The sequence below is a fragment of the Shewanella aestuarii genome (assembly GCF_014647215.1).
In the GTDB taxonomy this organism is placed as follows: domain Bacteria; phylum Pseudomonadota; class Gammaproteobacteria; order Enterobacterales; family Shewanellaceae; genus Shewanella; species Shewanella aestuarii.
The window spans coordinates 624,844-646,833 of the sequence record NZ_BMOT01000001.1; the positions used below are offsets into that span (position 1 = coordinate 624,844).

Below are 21,990 nucleotides of genomic sequence, written 5' to 3' on the forward strand. Positions count from 1 at the left end.
GAGGCGCTCAAACAAGGTGAATGGCAATAATAGGCAGTCATTATAAACAAAAAAGACGTCCGAAGACGTCTTTCTTTTAGAATATGGCGGTGACGGAGAGATTCGAACTCTCGAAAGGTTGCCCTTTACACACTTTCCAGGCGTGCTCCTTCAGCCACTCGGACACGTCACCTTTAGATTGTTTTAAAGAGCCAATCAGCTCTGCGGGCGCTACTTTACGCAAATGGTGCTGGTGGGTCAAGCGAAAATACCCAACGCCTTAGTGTTTGCACAAATGCTGTGCAACATTAAGTATTTAGCCCATCAACTGAGGAAATAGCCCTTTCACACCCGCTGCAATGACTTCAATACCCAGTGACAGCATTAATAAACCCATTAAACGAGTAATAACGTTAATACCTGTTTTACCTAATAGTTTAAATATGGCTGGTGCCATGTTAAATAATGACCAACTCAGTAATCCAAAAACAAGCACGGTACTAAACATACCAATGAAGTCGATAAATGAATTATGCTCTGCGGCAAAAACAATCACCGAGCTAATTGCACCTGGGCCAGCCATTAATGGCAAGGCTAATGGGACAACGGCTACCGATTCCATCCCTGATGATTCTCGATCTTCTTCTTGGTTACGTTTTACTTCACTGATCTTACCTTGCAACATTGACATCGCAATGATGCAAATCAAGCTACCACCAGCAATACGAAAGGCCGACAATGAAATGCTGAACATATTCAAAATATGTTGGCCGGCGATAATGGTGACAAATAGAATCACCACCACGGCAAAGTTAGCCACTTTGTTGGTGTGCTTTCTTTCTAAATCGGTTTGATGACTGGTTAAACTCACAAAAACCGGCAACAGTCCGACGGGATTGATAATGGCCAAAAGTCCTAAAAAGAACTTAATGTAGAGCATGTAATCCAATGAGGGATCCTCTAAATAGATTGTATTTATAGCGAACAAAAAGGAGCGCTACTTTAATGTAACTTTTTACTTTATAGAAGTGATATTTTCTATAAAAACGGCCTATTTCACATTAGAAATTTTGATATAACATTACTGGCTTAAGTCACCGTTCGCAAAGTAATAATGTAATTAAGCTACGACTGATGTTAAGTAGATATCAAAGCTCCGATAAATAACAGCTATTATTGCTGATACTTTAACCACAACGGCCTCTGCAATGTAATTTGACCAAAACAAATGACCAATTTATGTAATTGACCACTTTATTACTGTACAATGACAGGTAACAAAAAATTTCTGCTTAATAAAAATGTTAACAAGGATTTTTATGGCGCTGCGTAATAAAGTTTGCCTAAAGAATAATAGCCGTAAATTCAGTAGTTCGCGCAGAAGAATGACCTATTATTTGTGGATAACTAAGCCTAATCAAGCCCGAGTTATTGAACCCGTTGACATGAATCTACCGCATAATTTACCCCATAAAGAATCTGCATAAAGCAAAAAAAATGTGATGCCATTTCTGACATCACATTTTAGTGTAAATCACGATTTGACGTTATTTAGCCGTCCAGCGATCCATCCAACCAAAGACATTTTTATACCACTGTTGCAAGTTATCTTGATTTAAAATCCAATGATTTTCGTCTGGGAACATTAGCAATTCCGATGGGATCCCTTTACGTTGCATAAAGCTGAATGCTGCTAAACCTTGGCCATAAGGTACACGGAAGTCTTTCTCGCCATGAATCACTAGCATTGGGGTTTTCCAGTTTTCAACATAGTTAACTGGGTTAAATTTTTCATACAGATCTTTGTTATCTTGATATGTGCCACCAAATTCATATTCAGGGAACCACAACTCTTCTGTCACATAGTACATAGAGCGCATATCAAATAAACCAGCATGATTGATCAAACACTTAAAACCATCGTTCCAATGTCCCTGGATCCAGTTCATCATGTAACCGCCATAGGAACCACCCAGCGCACAGGCATTGTTGGCATCTAACCAAGGTTGCTGCTCAGTGACTGCCGCCATGCCTTTTTTCAAGTCTTCTAATGGCTTACCGCCCCAATCTTGACTGATTGAGTCAGTGAATGCTTGTCCATAACCGGTTGAACCGTGGAAATCGACCATAACCACACCATAGCCCGCTCCCGCCCATAATTGGGCATTCCAGCGACCACTGAATGAATTACCAAATGAACCTTGCGGCCCACCATGGACTAAATACGCGATAGGATATTTTTCACCTTCTTTATAATTTGCAGGTTTAATCCAATATCCGTGAACCGTTTCATCATTCCAACCTTTAAACTTGAATTGTTCAAATTCACCGAATTGGATTTTAGCGACTTTGGCTTTGTTCACTTCAGTTAAGCGACGTAGGTTTTCACCTTCTAAGCTTATAGTGTACAAATCACCCGGTTCAACCAATGAGGCATTTTTGAAAATGATTTTATTGTTAGTCACCGCAACTATGCTGTTGCTACCATCATTGTAGATTGGACGAACATCACCAAACTGCGGATTAACTTCAAATATGGATACTTGGCCAACATCTTGAGCGGTAACATAAAGAGTACGACCGTCTTTGCTGAAGTTGATTGAACTTGGGCTTCTATCCCATAAAGGCGCAACTTCTTTTTCTTGACCGGTTACGGTATCAAGTAACATTAGACGGTAACGATCTGCTTCAAAGCCGGGTTTACTCATCGCAAGATATGCCATGTAACGACCATCTGCTGAATAGGTAGGTTGTGCATCCCACGCTTTATTGGCTTCTGTTAGATTAACCGTTTCACCGCCATTAACCGGTACTTGCCATAAATCATAGTTGGTGGTCCATGATTGATCGCGACTCGGTGCTTTAGCGCTATAAACGATATACTTACCATCAGGGGAGAAAGTCACTTCTTCCATACCAGAAAATGGCTTTGGCGGAGTTTCAGTGTCACGGCCTTGAGTGACGTTAACCGCATCGGTAATTTTTTTGCCATTAATGTTGGCAACAAATAAATGATTACGGGCGTGGTCTTCCCATGTATCCCAATGACGAACCATTAACTGCTTATATTCACGGCCCGTGGTTTTACGATCTTTTTCTGCTGCAAATTTTTCTTTTGAGCAGGCTAAATCTTTACACTCTGGAAACACGCGCATTGTCATCACAACCTGCGTGCCATCTTGAGATAATTTATAGCCATTAACATCAAGCGCTAAGTCAGTTACTTGTAGAGCTTCACCGCCATTAAGTGGTAATTGAAAAAGCTGACTACTGCCACTGCGATCGGCTAAAAAGTAAATACTTTTATTGTCGGGGGCAAAACTTACATCATGCTCTGTGCCTGCAGCGGATGTTAACTGTTTTGGTGTGGCTGATTTATTGGTTAAATCTAATGCGTAAAGATCAGAACTTGCCTCACCTTTATCATCAATCACTTTAACACCATAAACTAGGGTGTTACCGTCGTTGGAAACCGCATATGAATGGATTTTATTCATATTAACCAAATGCTGAACTGTGAAAGGTTCAGCTGAATACACTGACGTTGCCATTCCTGCAGCAACCAATGCCAAAAGCACTGAAGAAGTTTTCATGTTATTGATTATCTCTTGTGATGGTTTGTTATGTTTATTTGTTGGCAGATTAACGAAAGCAAAACGCTCAAGCAACCCTTAACGAATAAAGATCCTTGAGCGTTTAAGTCACATTACTTTACAGTGACAAGCTTAAATTAAGCTTTACTGTTGGCAATATTCACTTTCCAAATTGCCGGCCCGGTTTCATGGGCATTAACCCCATTAGAATCAACCGCCACGGTTACTGGCATATCTTGTACTTCAAACTCGTAAATCGCTTCCATACCTAAGTCTTCAAATGCAACCACACGAGATTTCTTAATTGCTTTAGAAACCAGGTATGCTGCACCGCCAACCGCCATAAGGTAAACAGCTTTGTGTTTCTTAATCGACTCAACAGTTTGCGCACCACGTTCAGATTTACCAATCATGCCCATTAAGCCTGTTTTATCCAGCATCATGTCAGTAAATTTGTCCATTCGGGTTGCCGTTGTAGGGCCTGCTGGGCCGACCACTTCATCACCGACTGGATCAACCGGACCCACGTAGTAAATAAACTTACCGGTAAAATCAACACCCGCTGGTAAACCTTCACCAGAATCTAGCAGTGTTTGAATACGCTTATGCGCCGCATCACGCCCAGTTAGCATTTTGCCGTTAAGCAGTAAGGTGTCACCGCTTTTCCAGGTTTCGATTTCAGCTTGCGTCACTGTGTCTAGATTAACACGGTGGGTATTCTCACCCGCTTCACGGGTAATTTCTGGCCAATCTTCAAGTGATGGCGGCACTAAATCTGCTGGGCCTGTTCCGTCTAAGTGGAAATGTACATGGCGAGTTGCAGCACAATTAGGGATCATCACCACGGGCTTAGACGCTGCGTGGGTAGGGGCTGATTTAATTTTAATATCTAAAACCGTGGTTAAACCGCCTAAACCTTGTGCACCTATACCAAGGTTGTTAGCACGTTCAAATATATCTAAACGCAGCTTTTCTTCGGTAGTTTCAGCACCTTTAGCGATTAATTCATGAATATCAACAGGGTCCATTAAAGACTCTTTTGCCATGACAGCCGCTTTTTCAGCCGTGCCACCAATACCTATTCCTAACATACCTGGAGGACACCAACCCGCACCCATAGTCGGCAAGGTTTTTTCTACCCATGCTGCAATATCATCAGATGGATTTAACATTGCCATTTTTGATTTGTTTTCTGATCCGCCGCCTTTGGCTGCAATCATCACTTCTACTTGATTGCCAGCAACCATATCAATATGAACGACAGATGGCGTGTTATCGCGAGTGTTTTTACGGGCACCGGCTGGATCGGCAACAATTGATGCACGCAATGGATTATCTGGGTTTGTGTAAGCACGGCGTACACCTTCATCCACCATTTCTTGCACTGTCATGTCGGTTTTGTCCCAACTGACATTCATACCAATTTTTACAAACGTGGTAACAATACCAGTGTCTTGGCAAAGAGGACGTTTCCCTTCTGCAGACATACGAGAGTTAATTAAAATTTGTGCTATAGCATCTTTTGCCGCAACGCTTTGTTCGCGTTGGTATGCTGCGTACATAGCATCGACAAAATCTTTAGGATGGTAATATGAGATGTATTGTAAAGAATCTGCAATACTTTCAATGAAATCAGCCTGTTTAATCATAACAGGTGTAGCAGACGATCCAGTGTTTATAGACATATAGGGGCGCTCCAGCAGCCATGCGGCCTAACTTGTTTATCGTTTTTATGTTCAGTTGATTTAATCAACATTATTTAGGTATTAATCCTTTTATGGCCAATATGATACTCTTTCCATCCTTTTTGGGCTACAGCACTTTTTAGATAAGGTAAATTGATGAAACAGCGTGGGGATAAAACATTAACGATTACACCATTAATGTGGGCAGGTTCCACCCAAAGCTTATTTGAATACGTCAGTCATTTACCTTGGGCTATGCTTTTAGATTCCGCTAATGCTCAACACCAAGATGCGCGTTTTGACATCATTACTTTTAACCCCATTGCGACATTAGTAAGCCGTAATGGCAAAGTCATATTTGAAGCAAAAGACCGTGCTAATAAAACTTTACAGCCTATTTTCGAGACCATCGCCGATCATCTTCAAACCACATCACTTGACCCATTAGCAGCATTAAAATACTGCCAACAGCAATTATATCCTGTTAAACAAGCTTGCCAATATCCATTCAGTGGCGGCGCTATGGGTGCATTTAGCTATGATTTAGGCCGTTCAATTGAACAACTGCCAAATACTGCAGCTAAAGATATCGACTTTAATGAACTGAATATTGGCTTTTATGATCAATGCTTAGTTTATGATTATCAGCAACAAAATTGGTCTTTGATCAGTTATGACAATATTGACCATAACAACCCGTTGGTTAATGTTATAAACAAGCGTTCCCCTCTTCTCAACCTGAGCGACAAGCCTGCATTTTGTTTAACTTCTGAATGGCGTAATCAAACGCCGAAACAGACTTATCTAAATCATTTTGAACGCGTTCAAGACTATTTGCTCAGTGGCGACTGTTATCAAATTAACTTAACCCAAAGATTTGAGGCCGATTATCAAGGCGATGAATGGCAAGCTTACAAGCAATTAACTCAAGCGAATAAAGCGCCCTTTTCTGCTTTTATTCGATTGCCAAACCATAGCGTTTTGTCGATTTCCCCAGAACGCTTTATACAACTGGCTGGCGACAATATTGAAACCAAACCGATAAAAGGCACCTTACCTAGGTTAAACGATGCAGCACTCGATGTATTGCAAGCAGACAAATTGCGCTGTTCAGAAAAAGATCGTGCCGAAAATGTGATGATTGTTGATTTACTTCGAAATGATATCGGCAAAGTTGCTACATCAGGCAGCGTTAAGGTGCCAAAACTTTTTAACATTGAAAGCTTCCCAGCTGTGCATCACTTAGTCAGTACCGTTACCGCCAAATTAGCAGCACAATATGATGCAAGTGATCTTCTTAAAGCGTGTTTTCCCGGAGGTTCAATTACCGGCGCCCCTAAAATACGTGCAATGCAGATTATCGAAGAATTAGAGCCTTCGAGACGCAGTATGTATTGCGGTAGTATCGGCTATCTCAGTCAAGATGGCACCATGGACACAAGCATTACTATTCGCACCTTGGTGACTGAAAATAGCCGCATTTATTGTTGGGCGGGTGGCGGAGTCGTTGCAGACTCAAACGCTGAAGCGGAATATCAGGAATGTTTCGATAAAGTTAGCAAAATCTTACCGTTACTGCAAAGCACTAAGCGATAATAATGTTTTAGAATAGGATGTTTATTGATATATCTCGGGTTAATAACACCCTGATAATCGACTTAACTATCGCAATAAAAAAGCCAGCAAATTTGCTGGCTTTTATTTTTTCAAACGAGTTAAAGACCGTTTAAAGCTTCTTTACACAGCTGGGTAATGCGCGCCCAATCTTCAGAGTCCACTGCATCACTCGGTGCAATCCAGCTACCACCAATACAATCAACATTGTCTAGGGCAAGATAGTCTTTGTACGTAGCAGGGCTGATCCCGCCTGTAGGACAAAAACGAATGTTGGCTAATGGGCCTGAAAATGATTTAAGTGCATTAACACCACCAGAGGCTTCAGCTGGGAAGAATTTAAAATGGGTGTAACCCAATTCCATGCCCACCATGACTTCTGAAATGCTCGCTACGCCTGGAATTAACGGTACATTGCCTTTTTTAGCTGCTTTAAGTAAATCAACGGTCGCACCTGGAGTAATAATAAACTGAGAGCCAGCATCTACAGCTTGCTGAAGTTGCGCTTCATTTAAAATCGTGCCAGCACCGATTAATGCTTCAGGGACTTCTTTGGCAATTTTAGCAATGGCTTCAAGAGCACATGGAGTACGTAAAGTCACCTCTAAAACACTAATGCCACCGGCAACTAAGGCTTTTGCTAACGGTACAGCATGTTCAATCTTGTTGATCACCATGACAGGGACAATCGGACTACGCTTAAATACATCTTGTGGTTGAAGTGACCAGTTATTGTCAGACATTCGTTACTCTTCCTTTAATTAGTAAATTTCGTCAAGTGCACTGGTGCTTCTTGCACCGGTTTCAGGGCTACTTAAGTTGCTGCGTAACGCACCAAATAATTCACGCCCCATGCCGTAACTTGAATGATGTAAATCAACTAGACTGGCTTCACGTGCATTTAATACTGATTCATCAACCAATAAGGTTAATTCACCGGTTGCTGCATTGACGCGAATTAAGTCACCATTTTGAACTTTGGCAATCATTCCACCGTCAAGCGCTTCAGGGGTTAAATGAATTGCTGCAGGTACTTTTCCTGATGCGCCAGACATACGGCCATCGGTGACCAATGCCACACTGAAACCTTTATCTTGTAAGCTGCCCAAGAAAGGCGTTAATTTGTGCAGTTCAGGCATACCATTGGCTTTAGGCCCCTGACCTTTGACGACAACCACGCAGTCGCGGTCAAGTGCACCGTCTTTAAATAGCGCATCAATTTCATTTTGATCGTTAATAACAATCGCAGGCGCTTCCACAATGCGGTTTTTCTCTGGCACGGCAGACACTTTGATCACCGCACGGCCTAAGTTACCTTTTAACAGTTTCAAACCACCATTTTTTTGGAACGGTGTTGCCAAATGGGTCAATACTTCTTTATCTAGAGATTCAGTCACACCGTCGACCCAACGTAATTCGCCATCAATTAATTTAGGCTCTTGGGTATATTTACGTAAACCAAATCCAGCAACGGTATTAACATCTTCGTGTAATAAGCCGCCATCAAGCAATTCTTTGATTAACAAAGCCATACCGCCTGCTGCATGGAAGTGGTTAATATCAGCATGACCGTTCGGATAAACGCGCGCTAATAATGGTGTCGCATCAGATAAATCAGAAAAATCATCCCAGTTCACTATAATGCCAGCTGCGCGAGCGGCTGCCACAATGTGCATCGTCAGGTTAGTTGAGCCGCCTGTTGCTAATAGAGCAACAATGCCGTTAACTACAGACTTTTCACATACTACTTCACCAATTGGCGTGTACTGTGTACCTAATTGAGTTAAACGACACACCTGCTTGGCGGCCATTTTATTCAGTGCATCACGCAATGGATCATCAGGATTAACAAAAGATGAACCGGGTAACTGTAAGCCCATTACTTCAAGCATTAACTGGTTAGAGTTTGCTGTGCCGTAGAAAGTACAAGTACCAGCACTGTGATAAGACGCAGACTCTGCGGCTAATAACTCCTCACGGCCAATTAAGCCTTGAGCAAACTTTTGACGAACTCGGGCTTTTTCTTTGTTTGGAATACCAGACTTCATTGGGCCTGCTGGCACGAATAACATAGGTAAATGGCCAAAGCTTAATGCACCGATTAATAAACCTGGTACGATTTTGTCACATATACCCAGTAGTAAAGCACCATCAAACATATTATGTGATAGGCCAACGGCTGTTGCCATCGCAATCACTTCACGACTAAGGAGACTTAGCTCCATACCTGGTTGGCCTTGAGTTACACCGTCACACATTGCTGGTACACCAGCGGCAACTTGAGCAACACTGCCGACATCTTCACAGGCTTGTTTTAATAGTTTTGGATAATCTTCATAAGGCTGGTGAGCAGAAAGCATGTCGTTAAATGAGGTGACAATACCAATGTTTGCTTTAGTAAACTGACGCAGTGAATCTTTCTCTGCGGGTTTACATGCAGCAAAACCATGGGCTAAGTTGCCACAACTTAACGCGCTGCGATGAACGCCTTTAGCTTTAGCATCATTCAATGCAGCCAAATACCCTTTACGAGAATTTTTACTGCGTTCGATAATACGATCTGTTACTGCCTGAACTACTGAGTGCATGTTTAGACTCCTTTATGCGCTATAGAACACATCAACGGGCGTTTTACGCTGCGCTAATACGGCTCTGATAGGCATTTTTGTTACGTCATCATTTTCTAATGCATGATGATAAACTGTTAATTTAGCTTCACCGACAAGGTGTAAATAAATTTGACGGCTATTTAAAATGGCATCTTTTGATAATGTGATTCTGGCATGAGGTGCGGTTGTTGGATTGACAGCTGCACACATATCTTGAGTGGTTAACGCATGATCTAATTCTTTGCTACAAGGAAACCATGAACAGGTATGTCCATCGGTTCCCATGCCCAATACCACCACATCAAAAGGACGAGGAAAATTGGCAAGTGATTCACCTGCCATTGCAGCGCCCGCTTCGGGGCTTGCAAACATATTTTTTAAACCACGAAACTTAGCGTTAGCTGCGCGATTTTGTAGAAGATGCTCTCTAACTAATCTTTCATTTGAATCTTTTTCATCAGCTTCAACCCAACGTTCATCAGCTAGTGTGATATAAACCTCACTCCACTCTAATGTTTTTTGGCTAAGCAATTGAAAAAGTTTCAACGGTGTAGAGCCGCCTGAAACCACCAGGCTAGCTTTGCCGCGACTATCAATAGCATGTTGCAATTGATTGGCGATTTTATCGGCCAATGTTGATTCAAGACTGGCTGGTGAATCAAAAGATTTAAATACGGATTCTTTAATCATGTTAGTTTCCTTATTCATCCCAAGAGCGGCCGTCTTTAGTAATTAACGCAACTGACGCTACTGGGCCCCAGGTTCCTGCTGGGTAAGATTTAGGACGCTCACCACTTTGTTCCCAAGCTTGAATGATCCCGTCAACCCATTTCCATGCTTGCTCAACTTCGTCGCGACGCACAAACAAGGCTTGATTACCAAGCATAGCTTCAAGTAACAAACGTTCATATGCATCTGCAATACGTTCATTTTTGAATGTGTCAGAGAAACTTAAATCGAGTTTAGTGGTTTGCAGGCGTTGTTTTTGCTCAAGTCCTGGTACCTTATTCATCATCTGAATTTCAACACCTTCATGGGGTTGCAGACGAATGGTCAACTTGTTTGGTGGCAAATTGCGGTAGCTTGAACGATATAAGTTGTGCGGTGGGTTTTTAAAGTAAACCACAATTTCACTGCTCTTAAATGGCATACGCTTGCCACTACGCAAATAAAACGGCACACCAGCCCAACGCCAGTTATCAATATCAACACGCAGTGCTACAAACGTTTCAGTATTAGATTTGAGATTAGCGCCCTCTTCTTCGAGGTAACCTGGAACAGGTGAGCCTTTTAAGAAACCTGCACTATATTGACCGCGAACGGTATTTTCATAAACGTTATCTTGATTGATTGGGCGAAGTGATTTCAGCACTTTCACTTTTTCATCACGAATATTATCGGCATCAAGCGTCACGGGAGGATCCATAGCAACTAAGCTAAGTACTTGTAATAAGTGATTCTGGATCATGTCACGCATTTGACCTGCGCCATCAAAGTAGCCCCAACGCCCTTCAATACCCACTTCTTCTGCAACCGTGATCTGTACATGATCAATCGTGCGGTTATCCCACTTAGAGGCGAATAGTGAGTTAGCAAAACGCAGTGCAATAAGGTTTTGAACCGTTTCTTTACCTAAATAATGGTCAATACGATAAACCTGGTTCTCATTGAAGAACTCTGCAACTTGATCGTTGATCACATGGGAAGATTCTAAATCGGTACCAATCGGTTTTTCGAGTACAACGCGCGTATCAGGATGGATCAGTTTTTGTGCATTAAGACAACGACAGATGGCGCCGAAAATAGAAGGAGGCGTGGCGAAATAATTTACCATGACACGCTTTTTCGGTTCTAATAAATCATGGAAAGCTTGGTAACCTTCAGGCTGAGTAAAATCAGTGCCGATATAATGACAACGGGCGAGGAAACGCTCAAGTGTTGTTGGACAAATTTCATCCTTCACAAATGTGTTTAATGCCTTGCTTACAAGTTCAATGAACTCTTCTTGAGTAAAGGCATCTTTTGCAACACCAATAACTTTGGTGTCCTTATCCAATAACTCAGCTTTATCTAATTGGTAGAGTGAAGGTAAAAGTTTACGTCTTGCTAGGTCCCCTTTGGTACCGAACAACACAAAATCACACGCCTTTGCACCTGATGATTTGCCCATTGCTGAAAGCTCTCCTTTATTATCTTGTGTTCACATCGTCTTAAACGATGAATAAAAACACACTTTTGTTGTAATATAACAACAGAATTTAAAATATGCATCAATATTTTGAAATTAATCTCTTGTTTAGCATATAGTCATTTTGGTACGTTATCTGCTATGATTTTCAACACTCATAGACAGTAACAGAAGTTTCGCAGTTGAAAGAACAATTGAAAATTTACTACAGTTGACTTTCAGAAGGTATAAAAACAACTTAATTCCCTCGATTGCACTGACTTCTGATATAAAATTACATTACCCAATATTTGCGGATGCATGATTATGAATACACTTGAAAAGGTTCAAAACAACCTGGCAAAATTTAGTAAGTCTGAACGTAAAGTAGCCGAAGTTATTTTAGCCTCGCCGCAAACAGCCATTCACTCTAGTATTGCCACATTAGCAAAAATGGCCGATGTGAGTGAACCGACAGTAAACCGCTTTTGTCGTCGTTTAGACACAAAGGGCTTCCCTGATTTTAAGTTACATTTGGCACAAAGTCTTGCTAATGGCACACCTTATGTTAGTCGCCATGTAGAAGAAGATGATAGCCCAGAGTCTTACACCACAAAAATCTTCGAATCTTCAATGGCATCGCTTGATACAGCCCGTCAAAGCCTCGATATTGCAGCGGTAAATAAAGCGGTAGATATCCTAACCCAGGCTAAAACAATTTCATTTTTTGGTTTAGGTGCTTCATCTTCTGTTGCCCATGATGCGCAAAACAAATTCTTTCGCTTTAACGTTCCTGTTATCTGTTTTGATGACGTACTCATGCAGCGCATGAGTTGCATTAACTCAAATGAAGGTGACGTAGTCGTATTGATTTCGCACACAGGCCGAACAAAATCGTTAATTGAAATCGCGAGAATCGCCCGCGAAAATGGTGCAGCCGTTATTGGTATCACAGCACGTAATTCTCCCTTATCACTTGAGTGCACTTTGCCAGTGACAATGGAAGTACCAGAAGATACCGACCTCTACTTACCAATGGCATCACGCTTAGCACAGCTAGTGACTATAGACGTACTGGCCACAGGCTTTACACTGCGCCGCGGCCCACGCTTTAGAGACAATCTAAAACGCGTTAAAGAAGTACTAAAAGAATCACGCGTGAACAAAGATATGACGATTTAATCAACAATTACGCCCTTTTTGACTGTGAGTTACAACAAAATTATCTTTCAGGCTGTTGTACACTGGCGAGCAAAAAATTTAAATCAAAGGCTGATCACTTAGGTGTTTTAGCCTTTTTTTATGAAAAACCTTTTCTCTGTCACAAAATATACACATTAAATACTGACTTTTTGTTTGTAACTTTACTACATTTGACATAAATCTCTGCTACTATATATCCATCATTTTTAGTACCAGAATCGAAGCGTACTTTTAATAGCCAATTTTATTCAACTTTAATCTTTCCTTTAAATTTAACGGAGTATGTCATGTTCCGCAGAACAAAAATCGTTACCACTCTAGGCCCAGCAACTGACCGCGATGATAATTTACGTAAAATTATTAAAGCCGGTGCCAACGTTGTTCGTATGAACTTCTCTCATGGTTCTCCTGAAGACCATTTGAAACGCGCTAACGAAGTACGTGCTATTGCTAAAGAGTTAGGCAAACATGTCGCTATCTTAGGTGACTTACAAGGTCCAAAAATTCGTGTGTCGACATTTAAAGACAACATGAAAATTAAACTGACACTGGGTGATAAATTCATTCTTGATGCAGATTTAGGTAAAGGGCTGGGCGATCAACAGCAAGTAGGTATCGACTACAAAGAATTGCCAAGAGACGTCGTCATTGGTGATATTTTGATGTTAGACGATGGACGTGTGCAATTGCGCGTAGACAGCGTTGAAGGTAACAAGGTATTTACTAGCGTGACTGTTGCAGGTCCTTTATCAAACAACAAAGGTATCAACAAGCAAGGTGGTGGTTTAACTGCGCCGGCATTAACTGAAAAAGATATGGCTGACATTAAAACAGCTGCATTAATTGATGTTGATTACCTAGCAGTTTCATTCCCTCGTACAGGTGCTGATTTAGACCTAGCACGTAAATTAGCGGTAGAAGCTGGTAGCAATGCTCTTATCGTTGCAAAAGTTGAACGTGCTGAAGCGGTTGCCACTGATGAAGCAATGGATGATGTTATTCGAGCATCTGATGTTGTTATGGTTGCCCGTGGTGACTTAGGTGTTGAAATTGGTGATGCCGCATTGGTTGCGGTTCAGAAACGTTTAATTCAGCGTTCACGTCAATTGAACAAAGCTGTTATTACAGCGACTCAAATGATGGAATCAATGATTTCAAGCCCAATGCCAACGCGCGCTGAAGTGATGGACGTTGCTAACGCAGTATTAGACGGTACTGATGCAGTTATGTTATCTGCCGAAACGGCTGCGGGTGACTTCCCTGAAGAAACCGTAAAAGCAATGGCAAACGTCTGCGTTGGAGCTGAATCACACCCTAGCGTGAAAGTTTCTAAGCATCGTTTAGAGCAAAGCTTCACCTCTATTGAAGAAACCATTGCTCTATCAACTATGTATGCGGCAAATCACCTTGAAGGTGTTAAAGCCATTATTTCGTTAACCGAATCAGGTGCTACGGCGAAACTAATGTCTCGTATCAGCTCTTCATTACCGATTTTTGCGCTATCACGTCATCAGAAAACACTTGCGAAAATGGCATTATACCGTGGTGTACAACCTATGTATTTTGATTCAACAGCCTATGGTGCTGATGAGTTAGCGCGTGAAGCATTAAACACTATGGTTGCAGCAGGCTACTTAAGCAGCGGTGACATGGTATTAATGACCAAGGGCGATGCTATGGAAACCGTAGGTGGCACCAATACCTGTAAAGTACTGGTTGTGGCTTAAGCTATTCGTGGCTAAATCTCGTCACTAGGCCCAAGTGCTATAGTTAATTAAAAACGCCAATCATATGATTGGCGTTTTTGTTTTTTGCAATTCTCATATTCAGCTGATTAATACATTTCAAACGGCACTTTGCTTCTCAAGCTGTCATAACTGAATTTTAAAGCGACAAAGGGTTTTCTGTGACGTATACCCCCGCCTTAAATGCCCTGCTCAATTTAAGTTTGTCATGAGTAAGATAAATACTTTTCTTTAGACTCGTTTTTCTTTTACAGGTTTTTATGCGTTTTATAATATGATTTACGGCTCGACTCGACTCAACTTAATTTACCCTATCATCATATTTCGGTTATTAAACTAAACTTCAATGCCAACTGGATTAGCTAAGTTTTGATTCAGTTTTGCAGATATCATTCACTTATTTCATGCCATAAAAAAACGCTGAACAATGTCAGCGTTTTTGCATGTAATCCCTAACCTTATTATTTGGCCAGTAGGTTATAGCTTTTCAAAATCATTAACGTTGATAGCAGCTAAACGCTTCTTATCCGCTTCAAGTAATTGTTGATATTCAGCATCAGTAATGATGTCTTTTTCTAAGGCCACCTCAAACAACTCCAGCATAGGTAGTTTTGATTTAATATGACCACTGCGCTGTGCTTTTTTCAGTTTCTTATACAATTCTCTTGCGGCATATTTAGCAAGGAATGCATCTTCTACTTCCGCAATGCCACCAGTGTCACCGTCAAACTCGCCACACAAGAAGGTAATACGATCACGTGCTGGACTAGGTTTAAGCATAGCTTTTACTAATTCAACTGCCGCTTTATCACTTGGCGCGGTAAAGTGGTTACCTAATGGGAAGATTAATACTTTCAGTAATACTCCCGCAATTTTGCTTGGGAAATTACGGATGGCATCTTCAAGTGCTTTAGCTGCTAAGTGAAGACGTTCAGTCATCACATAATGCACACTCGGTAAATCATCATGCTGACGACCATTGTCTTCATAAAATTTCAATGTTGCAGATGCAAGATACAATTGACTTAACACATCACCCATTCTGGCTGAAATCATTTCTTTACGTTTAAGATCACCGCCCATAATTAACATAGATAAGTCAGTCATAATTGCCAATGAAGACGAAATACGATTCATATCACGATAGTACTTTTGGGTTGGGCCACTTACAGGTGATGATGACAAACGGCTTCCTGTTAGAGCATTTGCAAAAGAACTCAACGCATTACGAGTGGCATAACCAATATGACCCAATAATAACTGGTCGAAACGATCTACTGCCGCAGTTTCATCTTCCATTCCTGCCGCTTCCATTTCTGCAAGCACATAAGGATGGCAACGAGTGGCACCTTGACCGAAAATCATCAATGAACGGGTTAAAATGTTCGCACCTTCAACGGTAATTGAAATTGGGTTCGCCATAAATGCGTGACCTAAATAGTTTTTAGGTCCTAACTGAATCCCTTTACCTGATTGAATATCCATTGCATCTTCTAACACATCACGACCTAACTCAGTCATGTGGTATTTAGCGATGGCAGTGACCACAGATGGCTTAACGTTAGCATCGATACCTGTTGTTGTTAGACGACGCGCGGCTTCTAACTGATAGGTATTAGCTATAATTCGTGCCAGCGCTTCTTGTACACCTTCAAAGTTTCCAATTGGCATACCAAACTGCTGACGGACGTAACTATAGGCCGTTGTAGTTTTGGTAGTAACGTGGCCAGATGCTGTCGCTAATGCAGGTAGCGAAATGCCACGACCTGCTGATAGACACTCGACCAACATTCTCCAACCTTTACCCGCATATTGTGGACCACCAATGATCCAATCCAATGGAATGAATACATCTTTACCGCTGGTGGTGCCGTTCATAAATGCCATCATTAATGGATTATGGCGACGACCAATTTCAACACCCGCATGATCGGTTGGGATCAACGCACAGGTAATACCCAGGTTTTTCTTGTCACCCAACAACTTATCAGGATCGCGCATTTGGAACGCTAAACCCAGTACAGTAGCAACTGGTGCTAAGGTAATGTAACGTTTGTTCCAAGTTAAACTGATCCCTAAGGTTTCTTCGCCTTCAAATTCTTGACGACAAACAATACCGATATCAGGAATGGCCCCCGCATCAGAACCCGCTTCAGGACCTGTTAACGCAAAGCACGGTAATTCTTTACCCACAGCTAAAGAGGGTAACCAGCGATCTTTTTGCTCTTGAGTACCATAGTGAGTCAATAGCTCACCAGGGCCTAACGAGTTAGGCACCATAACCGTCACAGCCGCACTGACACTGCGTGTTGCGATTTTAGCTACGATAGTAGAGTTGGCATAAGCAGAAAACTCGCGGCCACCGTATTTCTTAGGAATAATGAGGGCAAAGAAGCCTTCTTTTTTGAAGTATTCCCACAATTCAGGAGGCAAATCTTTACGGTTATGAACAATGTCAAAATCATCGATCATAGTTAACGCGGTTTGAACTTGATTGTCTAAGAAGCTCTGCTCGTCAGGGGTTAAAGTTGGTTTTGCATAACCATGGAGCTTATTCCAATCAGGCTTACCACGGAATAACTCCCCTTCCCACCATACATCGCCTGCTTCCATGGCTTCTTTTTCTGTGCTCGATAATGGCGGCAGAACTTTTTTGAAAAATGTAAATGCAGGACGTGTGATAACTTGCATTCTGACACTGCGCACGCCAAAGAGCACAGCAACAGCAATAATCAGTAATATAAGAATACTCATTTTTAACCTTCTTAAGTTTTACTCGTTAGATATAACTGGCACAGCAACACCCGCTGCCATGTAGGGAATAACTTTGCGGATAATGGCTTCGGTATTGTTGTGTTCACCATAATCTGAAGCGGCAATTTCATTTAATGCATCGGCTGACGCCATAGTGAATACAATGGTGCCAAGGGTGAAATGCAAACGCCAAAACATTTCAGCCGGTGGTATATGAGGCGCACTTGCCGATACGGCTTGCACAAATGTACTCAAGTGTTGGCCGTAATGGGTTGTGATAAACCAACGTAGATGCCCTTGGCTTTCAATATAGCCACGACCTAGCAGTTGTAAAAATATAATCGTACCGCCATTACGTACTTTGTTAAGTTCTAATAATGGTTTAATTAATGCCGAAAATATTTCATTTAATGACGCATGCTCTGGTGCTAAGTGTAGTCTTTTTATTTCACTAGCAGCCGTTGGCATAAATACATCAAGATATCTTGCTAACACTGCTCGAATTAATTCTTTTTTCGAACCGAAATGATAATTAACCGATGCTAAGTTCACTTCAGCTTTACTGGTGATTAAACGCAAAGACGTTTCTGAAAATCCTCGTTCCGCAAACAGTTTTTCTGCTGCGTCTAGAATTCTTGTTTTGGTATCAGTACGACCTGCCATCCTCTAACTCACTCTCAATTTAAACACCCGTTTAAATTAATCATTGAGCGAACAGATGTCAATTTAAATTTAGCTTATTTAGCTATCAAATTCGCTACAAACCCTAGCTGTACGTTAACAACTTTAACTTGTATGCAATATACAAAAATTTTAGGTACACTGTGGCACAAATAACAACAAGGAAAAATAAAATGAATTTGCCTTTAAAACGACCGTCTAAAACTGCGTTACTCATTGCTATGGCGCTGGGCACTGCTGCCTGTGGTGAAAGTGACCAGCTTAACCACAATAATCCAGCGCAAAACACAGCGGTAACGCAACAAGCTAAGGTAATTGATACTCGCTCAGCAATTGCATTTATTGAGCAAGCTGAGGCCGATTTAGCTCAACTATCAATAGAAGCCAATCGTGCGGAATGGATATATTCTAATTTCATTACTGAAGATACCGCCGCGCTTTCTGCTGCAATGGGTGAAAAGGTAATCTCAACATCGGTTCGCTACGCTACTGAAACGGCGAAATTTGCCAATGTCGACTTGGATCCTATTAACGCGCGTAAGCTCAACAGTTTACGTAGCAGTTTAGTGTTACCTGCCCCCCTTGATCCGGCTAAGAATGCTGAACTTGCTAAAATAAGCTCTGAATTAAATGGACTATATGGTAAAGGCAAATATTGTTTTGCCGATGGTAAATGTTTAACTCAACCAGAATTATCAAATCTGATGGCAGAATCAAGTGATCCAGCGCTGCTATTAGAAGCATGGCAAGGCTGGCGTGAAATAGCGAAGCCGATGCGCCCTTTATTTCAACGTGAGGTAGAACTCGCGAATGAAGGTGCTCGCGATTTAGGCTATCGAGATTTATCTGAATTATGGCGAAGTCAATATGACATGGAACCCGCAGCATTTTCTGCCGAATTAGACCGACTTTGGGGACAAATTAAGCCGCTATATGATTCTCTTCACTGTTATGTCCGTGGCGAGTTAAATGAAAAATACGGTGATGATGTCGCCCCTAAAACGGGCCCCATTCCAGCACATTTGTTGGGCAACATGTGGGCACAACAATGGGGGACAATCTATCATTCAGTTGCCCCTGACAATGCCGATCCTGGATATAATGTTACCGCCCTCCTAGCTGAAAATGGTTATGATGAAGTGAAAATGGTAAAACAAGCTGAAGGGTTCTTTACTTCACTCGGCTTTGACAAACTACCGGATTCATTTTGGAGCCGTTCTATGTTTGTTCAACCACAGGATCGTGATGTTGTCTGTCATGCTTCTGCTTGGGATTTAGATAACCTTGATGATATTCGTATTAAGATGTGTATCCAAAAGACTGCTGAAGATTTTACAGTGATTCACCATGAACTTGGGCATAACTTTTATCAACGCGCCTATAAAGAACAACCATTTATCTTTAAAAATTCTGCTAATGATGGCTTCCATGAAGCCATTGGTGACACGATAGCCTTATCTATCACGCCAAAGTATCTCCAGCAAATAGGCTTACTGGACACAGTACCTGATGCCGACAAAGATATTGGTTTATTGCTTAAACAAGCATTAGATAAAATTGCCTTTATGCCATTTGGATTAATGATCGATCAGTGGCGTTGGCAGGTATTTAACGGCACGATAAAACCAGAGCAATACAACCAAGCATGGTGGGATTTACGTGAAAAATACCAAGGTGTCAAAGCACCAATAGCCCGTTCTGAAATGGATTTTGATCCAGGCGCTAAATACCATGTACCAGGCAATGTCCCTTACACCCGCTACTTCCTTGCTCACGTGTTACAGTTCCAGTTCCATAAGGCCTTATGTGATATCGCCGGCGATACAGGACCCGTTCACCGCTGCAGTATTTATGGTAATAAAGATGCTGGTGCAAAATTAAATGAAATGCTTGAAATGGGTGCGAGTCAGCCATGGCCGGAAGCATTGAATGTTGTTACCGGCACTAAGCAAATGGATGCAAAAGCGGTACTCGATTATTTTGCTCCATTACAAGTGTGGTTAGATGAACAAAACACTCAGGCTAGCCGCCAATGTGGTTGGTAATAAATTAATATTTATCAAAAAATATATGCTTTGATTAAATTTCAATAAAAACGCCAATCTCATTTGGCGTTTTTTATTTACCTAAAACCACCTCCCTTTCTATTTAGCTCGCTGTTCTCAACTCTTTGCTGTGATGATTTTTTAAGCACAACAAATAAAGCCCCCGTACCACCTTGCTCACGCGTTGCACTATGAAAAGCCGCGACCTGTTCAATAACCGACAACCAGTGACAAACAGCACTTTTCATCAATCCAGGATAAGGTTTACTGTGATAACCTTTACCATGAATGAGTAAAATATTACGCTCACCACGCTCTATTGCTGCAAAAATACAACTGACTAGGCTTAACCGGGCCTGTTGTAAGCTGTATTCGTGTAAATCTAATATCGTCTTGATGTCATATTTGCCCAGTCTCAGCCTTTTATAAACCGCTTCTTGCATACCATCATGTTTAACAGCAACTATTTCATCTGGCGATACAACTGCAAACTCAAAAGGAATTATGGGTAACATGGCTAATAGCTCATGTTCATTTAATGCGGCTTGTTTAGTTAATTGCCCTACTGTCGGAATAAGTTGCACACCTACTCGATTGAATTGTGTTTTGTGGCTTTCTTTTAAGGGCTTAACATCTGCCATCTCTTGAAAAAATGAAGCCTTGTCATCGAGTCGTTCCACAATTACCTCCTACACAATTTGTAATAATTATGTGCTATTGCGATGCTGCATAATAATTTATAGTACACGCAAAGCTGTGAAACAGATCAACCAAACGAGAAAAACGCTTTAATGAATTTTTTAAAACTGTCACTTATCCCTGTGTTATTCAGCTTCCTTATTTTGGCAAGCGCCTCTTTTTGTTTTGCAAGTACCCAAGTGGATAACGATAAACTCAATCAAAATTACCAGCTGATTGCGCAAGGGTTTGAGCAGTTAAACATGGATGCTGTCAATAATATTTATGTTGATCAAGCTGTATATATTTCTGAAACGCAAGACAAAGACATTGTTTTTGGTCGAAAAAATATTATTGATTTATACCAAAAATTCTTTAATAAAATCCGTCACAAAAAAGCAAAAATTGAAATTGATTTTCGAGTTGTGATGCGACAACTTTCTGAAAATCAGTCAACTGATGTGGGTTATTATCTGGTTAAATTCCATCCAGGAGAAGACTCTGGTGAGCCAATAAGTGAATTTGCGGGTAAATTTGTTACCGTGTCCACCCGTACGTCAGATGATGAATGGAAAATAAGTGTCGACTCTAACACTCGCTCTAAACCAGAGTTTTACTATAGCGCCAAACCCATGCCAAATTGGTATTATGGACGTCAATTTATACAACAAATTACAACACAATCAGAATGATAGCATTTACAGCATCCAACCTCTGCCCTTGTAACAGTAAGCTAACTTACCAAGATTGTTGCCACGGATTTCACACCAATACCAAACTAGCGGAAAGTGCTGAGCAATTAATGCGTTCACGCTATTGTGCATTTGTGGTTAATGCCTTTGATTATCTCATTCACACTCACCATCAAACATATCTCAATGGCTTAACGGCAACACAACTAGCACAAGGTGACACACAGTGGTTAGGATTAACTGTGTTAGAACATGGGTTGATTGAAAATCATCATTCAGATTTTGTTGAAAATTTAGTCGGAAGTCTACAAGCATTTGTCACCTTTAAAGCATGGTATAAACACGGTAAAAGTGTTGATGCAATTTTTGAACGTTCTCATTTTGTGCAACAAAATGGTCAATGGTTTTACACCCAGGGGGTTCAAATGGAAGCGGCTTTGCCCAAGCGTAATGACGCTTGTGTTTGTCATAGCGGAAAAAAATTTAAGCAGTGTTGTGGCAAGTAAAAGGTTGATTATTAACCTATATGATTATTTTAGACTACA

At 41.3% G+C, this 21,990-nt stretch carries 17 protein-coding genes and 1 tRNA gene; 7 read left to right on the plus strand and 11 right to left on the minus strand.

Going from position 1 to position 21,990, the window contains the following annotated elements; genetic code table 11:
- Positions 1 to 84: 84 nt before the first annotated feature.
- Positions 85 to 172: transfer RNA gene (locus tag IEY03_RS02735), tRNA-Ser, on the minus strand.
- Between the two features lie 123 nt (positions 173 to 295).
- Positions 296 to 919 carry a YchE family NAAT transporter gene (locus IEY03_RS02740; protein WP_346055601.1) on the minus strand — a complete coding sequence of 208 codons (624 nt, stop codon included), beginning with the start codon at positions 917 to 919 and terminating at the stop codon, positions 296 to 298.
- Between the two features lie 379 nt (positions 920 to 1,298).
- Here IEY03_RS02740 and IEY03_RS02745 point away from each other — a divergent pair, with 379 nt between their 5' ends.
- Complete coding sequence (locus tag IEY03_RS02745; protein WP_188839795.1) at positions 1,299 to 1,466, plus strand: hypothetical protein; 168 nt, start codon at positions 1,299 to 1,301, stop codon at positions 1,464 to 1,466.
- A gap of 60 nt (positions 1,467 to 1,526) precedes the next feature.
- Here IEY03_RS02745 and IEY03_RS02750 read toward each other — a convergent pair whose 3' ends face one another.
- Both IEY03_RS02750 and IEY03_RS02755 read right to left on the minus strand, forming a co-directional pair.
- Positions 1,527 to 3,572, minus strand: coding sequence for a S9 family peptidase (locus tag IEY03_RS02750; RefSeq protein ID WP_188839796.1), 2,046 nt, complete (start codon positions 3,570 to 3,572; stop codon positions 1,527 to 1,529).
- A gap of 137 nt (positions 3,573 to 3,709) precedes the next feature.
- Entirely contained in the window at positions 3,710 to 5,257 is a 1,548-nt protein-coding gene (locus IEY03_RS02755) for a fumarate hydratase (RefSeq protein ID WP_188839797.1), read from the minus strand.
- A gap of 156 nt (positions 5,258 to 5,413) precedes the next feature.
- On the opposite strand from IEY03_RS02755, the gene pabB reads away from it, so the two are divergent.
- Positions 5,414 to 6,853 (plus strand): aminodeoxychorismate synthase component I, encoded by a 1,440-nt coding sequence (pabB, locus tag IEY03_RS02760; protein WP_188839798.1) that lies wholly within the window; start codon positions 5,414 to 5,416, stop codon positions 6,851 to 6,853.
- A gap of 119 nt (positions 6,854 to 6,972) precedes the next feature.
- Here the strand turns inward: pabB and IEY03_RS02765 are convergent, their stop codons facing one another.
- The 4 genes from IEY03_RS02765 to zwf are packed head-to-tail and all read right to left on the minus strand — an operon-like array spanning position 6,973 to position 11,650.
- Complete coding sequence (locus IEY03_RS02765; protein ID WP_188839799.1) at positions 6,973 to 7,614, minus strand: bifunctional 4-hydroxy-2-oxoglutarate aldolase/2-dehydro-3-deoxy-phosphogluconate aldolase; 642 nt, start codon at positions 7,612 to 7,614, stop codon at positions 6,973 to 6,975.
- Between the two features lie 18 nt (positions 7,615 to 7,632).
- Positions 7,633 to 9,459 carry a phosphogluconate dehydratase gene (edd, locus tag IEY03_RS02770; protein WP_188839800.1) on the minus strand — a complete coding sequence of 609 codons (1,827 nt, stop codon included), beginning with the start codon at positions 9,457 to 9,459 and terminating at the stop codon, positions 7,633 to 7,635.
- 12 nt (positions 9,460 to 9,471) lie between these two features.
- Positions 9,472 to 10,170, minus strand: a complete 699-nt coding sequence (gene pgl / locus IEY03_RS02775; RefSeq protein ID WP_188839801.1) for a 6-phosphogluconolactonase — start codon at positions 10,168 to 10,170, stop codon at positions 9,472 to 9,474.
- 10 nt (positions 10,171 to 10,180) lie between these two features.
- Entirely contained in the window at positions 10,181 to 11,650 is a 1,470-nt protein-coding gene (zwf, locus tag IEY03_RS02780; protein WP_188839802.1) for a glucose-6-phosphate dehydrogenase, read from the minus strand.
- Between the two features lie 324 nt (positions 11,651 to 11,974).
- Between zwf and IEY03_RS02785 the strand changes: the two genes are divergently transcribed.
- Complete coding sequence (locus tag IEY03_RS02785; RefSeq protein WP_188839803.1) at positions 11,975 to 12,829, plus strand: MurR/RpiR family transcriptional regulator; 855 nt, start codon at positions 11,975 to 11,977, stop codon at positions 12,827 to 12,829.
- Positions 12,830 to 13,137: 308 nt separating this feature from the next.
- Positions 13,138 to 14,577 (plus strand): pyruvate kinase, encoded by a 1,440-nt coding sequence (gene pyk / locus IEY03_RS02790; RefSeq protein ID WP_188839804.1) that lies wholly within the window; start codon positions 13,138 to 13,140, stop codon positions 14,575 to 14,577.
- A 495-nt stretch (positions 14,578 to 15,072) separates the two neighbouring features.
- Here the strand turns inward: pyk and IEY03_RS02795 are convergent, their stop codons facing one another.
- Positions 15,073 to 17,349, minus strand: coding sequence for an acyl-CoA dehydrogenase (locus IEY03_RS02795; protein WP_188839805.1), 2,277 nt, complete (start codon positions 17,347 to 17,349; stop codon positions 15,073 to 15,075).
- A gap of 18 nt (positions 17,350 to 17,367) precedes the next feature.
- Positions 17,368 to 18,012 (minus strand): TetR family transcriptional repressor PsrA, encoded by a 645-nt coding sequence (gene psrA / locus IEY03_RS02800; protein WP_188839806.1) that lies wholly within the window; start codon positions 18,010 to 18,012, stop codon positions 17,368 to 17,370.
- 191 nt (positions 18,013 to 18,203) lie between these two features.
- On the opposite strand from psrA, the gene IEY03_RS02805 reads away from it, so the two are divergent.
- Positions 18,204 to 20,075: a M2 family metallopeptidase gene (locus tag IEY03_RS02805; RefSeq protein WP_188839807.1), complete on the plus strand. Its 1,872-nt coding sequence runs from the start codon at positions 18,204 to 18,206 to the stop codon at positions 20,073 to 20,075.
- A gap of 77 nt (positions 20,076 to 20,152) precedes the next feature.
- Here the strand turns inward: IEY03_RS02805 and smrA are convergent, their stop codons facing one another.
- On the minus strand, positions 20,153 to 20,755 hold the full coding sequence (gene smrA / locus IEY03_RS02810; RefSeq protein WP_229778175.1) for a DNA endonuclease SmrA: 603 nt from the start codon (positions 20,753 to 20,755) through the stop codon (positions 20,153 to 20,155).
- 111 nt (positions 20,756 to 20,866) lie between these two features.
- Here smrA and IEY03_RS02815 point away from each other — a divergent pair, with 111 nt between their 5' ends.
- A complete protein-coding gene (locus tag IEY03_RS02815) occupies positions 20,867 to 21,445 on the plus strand; it encodes a nuclear transport factor 2 family protein (protein WP_188839808.1) in 579 nt (192 codons plus the stop codon).
- Complete coding sequence (locus IEY03_RS02820; RefSeq protein WP_188839809.1) at positions 21,442 to 21,951, plus strand: YchJ family protein; 510 nt, start codon at positions 21,442 to 21,444, stop codon at positions 21,949 to 21,951. Before IEY03_RS02815 ends, IEY03_RS02820 begins: the two co-directional genes overlap by 4 nt.
- Positions 21,952 to 21,990: the final 39 nt, after the last annotated feature.

What these genes read in the sequence shown, in the direction of transcription:
- edd (WP_188839800.1), bottom strand. Translation starts at nt 9,459, where the DNA reads ATGCACTCAGTAGTTCAGGCAGTAACAGATCGTATTATCGAACGCAGT.
- IEY03_RS02740 (WP_346055601.1), bottom strand. Translation starts at nt 919, where the DNA reads ATGCTCTACATTAAGTTCTTTTTAGGACTTTTGGCCATTATCAATCCC.
- IEY03_RS02805 (WP_188839807.1), top strand. Translation starts at nt 18,204, where the DNA reads ATGAATTTGCCTTTAAAACGACCGTCTAAAACTGCGTTACTCATTGCT.
- pabB (WP_188839798.1), top strand. Translation starts at nt 5,414, where the DNA reads ATGAAACAGCGTGGGGATAAAACATTAACGATTACACCATTAATGTGG.
- IEY03_RS02750 (WP_188839796.1), bottom strand. Translation starts at nt 3,572, where the DNA reads ATGAAAACTTCTTCAGTGCTTTTGGCATTGGTTGCTGCAGGAATGGCA.
- pgl (WP_188839801.1), bottom strand. Translation starts at nt 10,170, where the DNA reads ATGATTAAAGAATCCGTATTTAAATCTTTTGATTCACCAGCCAGTCTT.
- IEY03_RS02745 (WP_188839795.1), top strand. Translation starts at nt 1,299, where the DNA reads ATGGCGCTGCGTAATAAAGTTTGCCTAAAGAATAATAGCCGTAAATTC.
- IEY03_RS02820 (WP_188839809.1), top strand. Translation starts at nt 21,442, where the DNA reads ATGATAGCATTTACAGCATCCAACCTCTGCCCTTGTAACAGTAAGCTA.
- IEY03_RS02815 (WP_188839808.1), top strand. Translation starts at nt 20,867, where the DNA reads ATGAATTTTTTAAAACTGTCACTTATCCCTGTGTTATTCAGCTTCCTT.
- psrA (WP_188839806.1), bottom strand. Translation starts at nt 18,012, where the DNA reads ATGGCAGGTCGTACTGATACCAAAACAAGAATTCTAGACGCAGCAGAA.
- IEY03_RS02785 (WP_188839803.1), top strand. Translation starts at nt 11,975, where the DNA reads ATGAATACACTTGAAAAGGTTCAAAACAACCTGGCAAAATTTAGTAAG.
- zwf (WP_188839802.1), bottom strand. Translation starts at nt 11,650, where the DNA reads ATGGGCAAATCATCAGGTGCAAAGGCGTGTGATTTTGTGTTGTTCGGT.
- pyk (WP_188839804.1), top strand. Translation starts at nt 13,138, where the DNA reads ATGTTCCGCAGAACAAAAATCGTTACCACTCTAGGCCCAGCAACTGAC.
- IEY03_RS02755 (WP_188839797.1), bottom strand. Translation starts at nt 5,257, where the DNA reads ATGTCTATAAACACTGGATCGTCTGCTACACCTGTTATGATTAAACAG.
- IEY03_RS02765 (WP_188839799.1), bottom strand. Translation starts at nt 7,614, where the DNA reads ATGTCTGACAATAACTGGTCACTTCAACCACAAGATGTATTTAAGCGT.
- IEY03_RS02795 (WP_188839805.1), bottom strand. Translation starts at nt 17,349, where the DNA reads ATGAGTATTCTTATATTACTGATTATTGCTGTTGCTGTGCTCTTTGGC.